Annotated in this window: 9 protein-coding genes; 5 read left to right on the forward strand and 4 right to left on the reverse strand. The window is 35.5% G+C overall.

Going from position 1 to position 6,348, the window contains the following annotated elements; genetic code table 11:
• Positions 1–93: 93 nt before the first annotated feature.
• Genes ACJROP_RS06350 through ACJROP_RS06365 form a run of 4 tightly spaced genes read right to left on the reverse strand, consistent with a single transcriptional unit; the run spans position 94 to position 1,634 of the window.
• Positions 94–243, reverse strand: a complete 150-nt coding sequence (locus tag ACJROP_RS06350; protein ID WP_406534643.1) for a hypothetical protein — start codon at positions 241–243, stop codon at positions 94–96.
• Between the two features lie 27 nt (positions 244–270).
• Positions 271–879, reverse strand: coding sequence for a ParB N-terminal domain-containing protein (locus tag ACJROP_RS06355; protein WP_406534644.1), 609 nt, complete (start codon positions 877–879; stop codon positions 271–273).
• A 33-nt stretch (positions 880–912) separates the two neighbouring features.
• Positions 913–1,191: a hypothetical protein gene (locus ACJROP_RS06360; RefSeq protein ID WP_406534645.1), complete on the reverse strand. Its 279-nt coding sequence runs from the start codon at positions 1,189–1,191 to the stop codon at positions 913–915.
• Positions 1,188–1,634, reverse strand: coding sequence for a hypothetical protein (locus ACJROP_RS06365; protein WP_406534646.1), 447 nt, complete (start codon positions 1,632–1,634; stop codon positions 1,188–1,190). The genes ACJROP_RS06360 and ACJROP_RS06365 overlap by 4 nt, the downstream gene beginning before the upstream one ends.
• A gap of 439 nt (positions 1,635–2,073) precedes the next feature.
• On the opposite strand from ACJROP_RS06365, the gene ACJROP_RS06370 reads away from it, so the two are divergent.
• From ACJROP_RS06370 to ACJROP_RS06390, 5 genes are all read left to right on the forward strand, one after another.
• Positions 2,074–2,268 carry a hypothetical protein gene (locus tag ACJROP_RS06370; protein WP_406534647.1) on the forward strand — a complete coding sequence of 65 codons (195 nt, stop codon included), beginning with the start codon at positions 2,074–2,076 and terminating at the stop codon, positions 2,266–2,268.
• 6 nt (positions 2,269–2,274) lie between these two features.
• Positions 2,275–3,576, forward strand: a complete 1,302-nt coding sequence (locus ACJROP_RS06375) for a site-specific DNA-methyltransferase (RefSeq protein ID WP_406534648.1) — start codon at positions 2,275–2,277, stop codon at positions 3,574–3,576.
• 27 nt (positions 3,577–3,603) lie between these two features.
• Positions 3,604–4,803: a DNA methyltransferase gene (locus ACJROP_RS06380; RefSeq protein WP_406534649.1), complete on the forward strand. Its 1,200-nt coding sequence runs from the start codon at positions 3,604–3,606 to the stop codon at positions 4,801–4,803.
• Positions 4,790–5,569: a DNA methyltransferase gene (locus tag ACJROP_RS06385; RefSeq protein WP_406534650.1), complete on the forward strand. Its 780-nt coding sequence runs from the start codon at positions 4,790–4,792 to the stop codon at positions 5,567–5,569. Before ACJROP_RS06380 ends, ACJROP_RS06385 begins: the two co-directional genes overlap by 14 nt.
• A gap of 62 nt (positions 5,570–5,631) precedes the next feature.
• A partial coding sequence (locus ACJROP_RS06390; RefSeq protein ID WP_406534651.1) for a hypothetical protein occupies positions 5,632–6,348 on the forward strand: 717 nt, incomplete at its 3' end.

Below are 6,348 nucleotides of genomic sequence, written 5' to 3' on the forward strand. Positions count from 1 at the left end.
AAAATAAAAAAAAGGGGAAGAAAACATTATAGTCTTCTTCCCCTAGTAGTATTATTTGATTCACTCTACCAATAATGATTTATGTAATTTCTATTATTTAAGTATTAATTCCTTATTGTCTAAATCAATCTCAACAGTATTGCTTAATAGTTTTGTTGAGGTTTCAGTTTTGTAAGAGACATCATAATCATCTGGGATGTGTTCAATTAATTTTTTTAAGTTACCTATTTTTAATGTTGTCATATTAGTTATGTTTGATGAAAATATTATTTAAATATCATCATCTAGATAATCTGTCTCGAAAAAGACATGTCCGCAGGAAGGACAAGTGATTTCTTTACGGTTTCTGCTGTTGCTTATTTCTTTAGGTTCTTCATCACTTAGTGATTCATCTAAGCCATCATCGAAGCTACTCAAATCAATGTCTTTAAACATATCTTTGATTTCCTTTTCATCGAATCCAGTTAATTCTAATGGGATTCCCTCTGTGCTAATATCTTGGAAAACCTCTTCTAATTTCTCGAGATTCCATTCTCCTTGTACTTTGTTTAAGGTTATGTTTAATGATTTTTCATGATTCAAATCTTTCACGGTGAGCTCCTCATCTAAGAAAATCCATCCAATATCTCCTCTGCGGATTAATTGTAATTCAGCGTATGTTTCATCTCCAGAGATGTATTTTTCTAGAAGCACATCATACCTCTGGTGACCACCAATTATATGCATGTTTTGTAAGTTTATTATGATTGGATCCACAAGACCGTATTCTGCTATACTATTGGATAGTTTTTTATAGTCTTCATCTGATATTTTTCTTGGGTTGTATCTTGCGGGTGTGATGTCTGTTATTTTGATTGTTTCGAGTGCTGTTTCAGTCATATTGTTTAAGCCTCCAATTTTAGATGATGATTTTTATTTTATGTAGATTATTTTGTGGGTGTTGATTAGGTATTTGGTTTCCTTATTGTTTTTGACTATTATGTGGTGGCCGTATTTGGATATGTCATCATTTGGTTCTATTAATAGTTCTGTGTTGAGTTCTACGGTTATTGTGATGTTTTTCTTGTTTTGTTGTCTTTCGTAGATTAGGTCGAGTAGTGCGTGTTCTTCGCCTAGTTGTTCGTGGATTAATAAGTCTACACTGTATTTTAGTAAGTCTATTTCTTCTTTGGTTGGTTTTATGTCTGTCATTTTCTTTTTGCTCCTGTTGTTTCTTCTTTTTGTATTATGTAATACTCATTATGTTCAGTTAATTTGAAGCTGGTGTATCGGCAGCTTCTTTCGATTAGGTAGGTGTCATCTTCAGTTAAGGGGTCGTGGATGGTTATTGTCATTTCTTTGATGTTGATTTCTAGGTGTTTCTTTTTTAGTTCTTTGAGTTGGTGTAGTATTGTTTTGAGTTCTTGTATTTCTCGTCTTCGTTGGTATTCGTTTTCCCAGTAGTAGGGGTTGGTTGTGTATTCGATGTGGTAGTGTCCTGATTGCATTATTACTTTGCCGCAGGTGTGGCTGAAGTGTAGGTCGTGGTGTTGGTCGTATAGTATTGTGCAGGTTTGGTTTCGGCAGTCTGTGCATTTGTTGACTGTTAAGTTGCTTATTTGAAAAGTAGTATATGGATATTCTCGGTCTGTCATTTTTTTTCATCTACGATTATAATAATTTTTTTTATTGTATCCCTTCATTATTGACTCTTACCAACTAAAAAGTATAGTTAACTTTATATACTATTATAGAATGAGGATATATTCTTAAAAATATCTCGATAAAAAACATAAAATATCACAGAAATACAATGAAATATCACAACTCCCAAAGAGAATAAAACCAAAACCCCTAATACATCCGTTTAACATGAAGATAACACATAAAAATAGTATAATAAAAACCCATTTTTTAACAGATTTCCATTGATTTATCATAGAGATAGAATAAAAAATATCCATTATTTCTAAACTTATTCAATGGAATATGATTTTTTTAACTCCACCTGTTAGGGAAAATATTGAAGAGCATTTTTAATCCGGATTCCATTGCTTTTCCAAAAAAAATAAATTTTGGGAGTTAAGAAGATTTATGAGGTTTATACTAATACGCATAAACAAGGTATACTATGTTAAAGACATGGAAACCCTACGAACCTACAACACCACAATAATAGAAGACCTACGCAAGATAAGGGATTTAATAAACAATCACTACGAAGCCCTTGAACCATACAAGGAAAAAGAAAACAGGATAAGAGAAATAATCTGCACCAAGGAGGACTAATATTTTATGTCTTTTGAGAAGATAAAAATAACAGACCTCATACCAGCACCATACAATCCACGAACCATATCCGACCAAGATAAAACACGACTACGAAACAGTCTACAAGAATTCGGTTTGGTAGATCCTATTGTAATCAACCTGAAAAACAATCATATCATAGGAGGACATCAACGCTATGAAGCCATCCTCGACCAGTGCCTATTGGATGGGGAGTTTCAAGCGGAATTAAATCTGATACGATTAGGAGATATTGGTTGGGTATTCACTGAAACAGAACTAACAATAGCTGATGAGGATAATGAAAAAGCCCTGAACATAGCTTTGAATAAGATTAGTGGTGAATGGGACCTGGATAAATTAGAGGAAGTATTTCAAGACCTACAAGTTAATGGTTTCGACATAGATTTAACTGGATTCAATGATGATGAGCTAATGGAATTAAACATTAACTTCACAGACGAGCTATCCACAACATTAGATGAAACTGATATTGAAGCTGAAGAAGATGACTACATTGAAGAAGATACTATTGAAGCCCGAGTACAGAAAGGTGAAATCTACCAACTAGGCCAACACCGTCTAATGTGCGGAGACAGCACCCGTGATGAAGACATCCAAGCACTACTCGACAATGAAAAAGCAGACATGGTATTCACCGACCCACCCTACCTAATGGGATTCACAGGAAACGTTCATGCAGATGGAAGCAAAAGCTTTAATGCAAAACACGGAGCCATCAAAAACGACAAAATGTCACGTGAAGATGGCGACAAATTCATCCTCAAACTATTCCAGAACATACAACACTACAACCGAGGAGCCTACTATGTCTGCTTCTACCGTCTCGGCCTAGATTATATCTTCAGAGCACTAGACACTTTAAACAATAACTACAAGGCCCTAATCATATGGAACAAAGGCAACCATACCCTAAGCAACAGTGACTACATGAGCAGATACGAACCTATAGTATATGGATGGTTCAATGAACACAACTTCTATGGAGACCGAAGCAACTTCGACATATGGGATATAAAAAGAACCAGTAAAAACGATTTACATCCGACAATGAAACCCATACCATTACCTGCCAAAGCTATTGAGAATAGTTCAAGGCAAGGCGACATAGTACTAGACTTATTCGGGGGCAGTGGTAGTACATTGATAGCTTGTGAACAATTAAACCGTCGCTGCTATATAATGGAATTAGATGAAAAATATGCTACAGTAATCATCGACAGATGGGAAAAATATACTGGAGAAAAAGCAGAGAAAATAGCTGATACTAGTGAGGTATTAAGCTAATACTCAAAAACATTGGAGAAATGAGTAATGGATTTAGAAACAATACCAATCACTAGTATAATACCCGCCGAATACAATCCAAGGAAAATATCCGACACAGAATATGAGAAACTAGCTAACAGTATTAATGAGTTTGGATTCGTAGACCCCATAATAATAAACCTAAACAACAACCACATCATAGGAGGACACCAACGATACACAGTCCTACTCGACCAATACATACAAAAAGGTGAAAATAGTGAGTTAAATCTCATCCGCCTAGGAGACATCGGATGGATATTCCCAGAAACCGAACTAACAATCCACGATGAAGACTACGAAAAAGCATTAAACATAGCATTAAACCAAATCAGTGGGGAATGGGACCTAGACAAACTCGAAGAAATATTCACAGAACTAACAATAAACGGCTTCGACACAGAACTAACAGGATTCAACAGCTTAGACCTGGAAGATTTAGATATTCACTTAGAAACAATAGAAACACCAACCGAAACCGAGATAACTGAAGATGAATACGAACCTGAAGAAGACCTAGAAGTAACAGTCGAACACGGAGACTACTATCGCCTAGGCAACCATTACTTACTATGCGGAGACAGCACCAAACAAAAAGACATCAAAAGATTAGTTGACGGTGCAACAATTGATATGATATTCACCGACCCACCGTATGGTATGTCCGCAGTTTCAAAATCCGGCGTCCTATCCGAACGATATAAAACCGATATCCTAAACGATGACACTAACGATGTAGCTATTAAATCATTCCAACTTGCAAGGGAAATGTATCCTGATATAACTCATATCTGGTGGGGAGCCAACTATTTCACCGAGGCATTACCCTCCGCAGAAGGCTGGCTAGTATGGGATAAAAACAATGGTGCTTCAGACCAGACAGATTGCGAACTAGCCTACAGTAACATACGAAGCGTAGTGCGGAAATTCACAACAGCAAGTGAGAAAAAAGGCAGAGTACATCCAACACAAAAACCAATCCGATTATACGAAGCTATCTTCAATAAATTCCAAAATAAAGGAACCTTCAACCGAATATTGGATTTATTCGGTGGTGGTGGTAGCACATTAATCTACTGCGAACAATCTGGCAGACAATGTTATATGATGGAATTAGATCCATACTACTGCCAAATAATATTAAATCGCTATGAGGAATATACTGGAAATAAAGCTGTTAAAATAGGTGGTGATGACAATAACTAATGAAGTCCTTGAATTAAATAATCATCGCTTACTAAATGGAGATGCCACACGTAAAGAAGATGTATCTAAATTAATTGGCGACTCTAAAATTAACTTATTACTCACAGACCCACCGTATGGGATTAATATTGTAGACATTAACTCCGAAACAGATGATGGGAAAATTACTGGAACAGTAGGTAGTCCCGCAGCACCAAGATTTAAAGATGCACAAGGCACAGTAGGAACACGAGGCATTGTCGAACCTAGAAGATATAAACCCATACTTGGTGATGATAAACCTTTCAATCCACAGCATTTATTAGATTTAAACATACCATCAATAATATTTGGTGCTAATAACTTCTCCCATGAACTACCAAATAACTCCAAATGGTTAGTATGGTTTAAAAAATCAAACCTAAACATTAAACGAAATAATTTTAGTGATGTTGAATTATGTTGGACCAATCTTAAAGGCAAAGCTTGTTACTTATACCATCACACCTGGAGCGGAATGTTACGTGAAGGAAACCGTAATGAAGAATTAATCGAAAGAGTACATCCCACACAAAAACCAGTAGGATTACTAGAACAAATAATACTAGAATTCACCGAACCAGGAGATATAATTCTAGACTTATATGGTGGCAGCGGTTCGACTTTAATAGCTTGTGAAAAAACAGACCGTAAATGTTTCATGATGGAGTTAAGCTCTGATTACTGCGAGATTATTGAAAAACGATACTGGGATTATATTGGTAATGGACAAACAAAGCTAGTATAATCATTTATTTTATTTTTTTACCCAAAGAAAAAAAATTTTTAAAAAATGAGGTGACGATTATAATGTTTTATCCTTTAAACGTGTCCAGTAAATTCGCAATCTGCGGATTACCCATAAGACTAGACACCTACAAAGACTGCACATTTAACTGTGAATACTGCTTCGCCAACCACCGAGTAATAGGAGCAAAAGTAGAAGACACAGTAAACATCAAATGGTTAAAAAACAAATTCCGTAAAATCTATGATGATAAAGAAATAAACCCTAAAGATTTCCTAGAACAATTACTAAAACAAAGAATAACATTACACGGTGGAGGTCAATCCGATTGCTTCCAACCAAGAGAAAAACACTTACAATACACAAGGAAAATAGTGGAGATATGTAACGAATATGAACAGCATATATTATTCAGTACAAAAACCGCTGATACTTATGATGTACCATTAACACCTGACTTGCATAGCTTCCAGTTAAGCATATCTAATATGGTAGGTTACCTGGAAGATAATGTACCTCATATACAGGAACGTATAAGATTCTTCGACCAATTAAAAAATAATGGTTACAATGTAGGGATAAGAATACAACCTTTTATTCCAGAGATAACTGAGATAGAAGCTATTGTTGACTGCTTCAAGGATGCCGACCACTTCACAATCGAAAGCTTAAAACTAGTACCTCAGGATGTGAAACATAATCATGAATTACTGGAAGCTATAGGATTATGCAGTGAAGATTTCAAACAAATGGGATTACTAAACCTTTATCCTGAAGTT

The organism is Methanobrevibacter sp., assembly GCF_045220775.1.
Classification (GTDB): domain Archaea; phylum Methanobacteriota; class Methanobacteria; order Methanobacteriales; family Methanobacteriaceae; genus Methanocatella.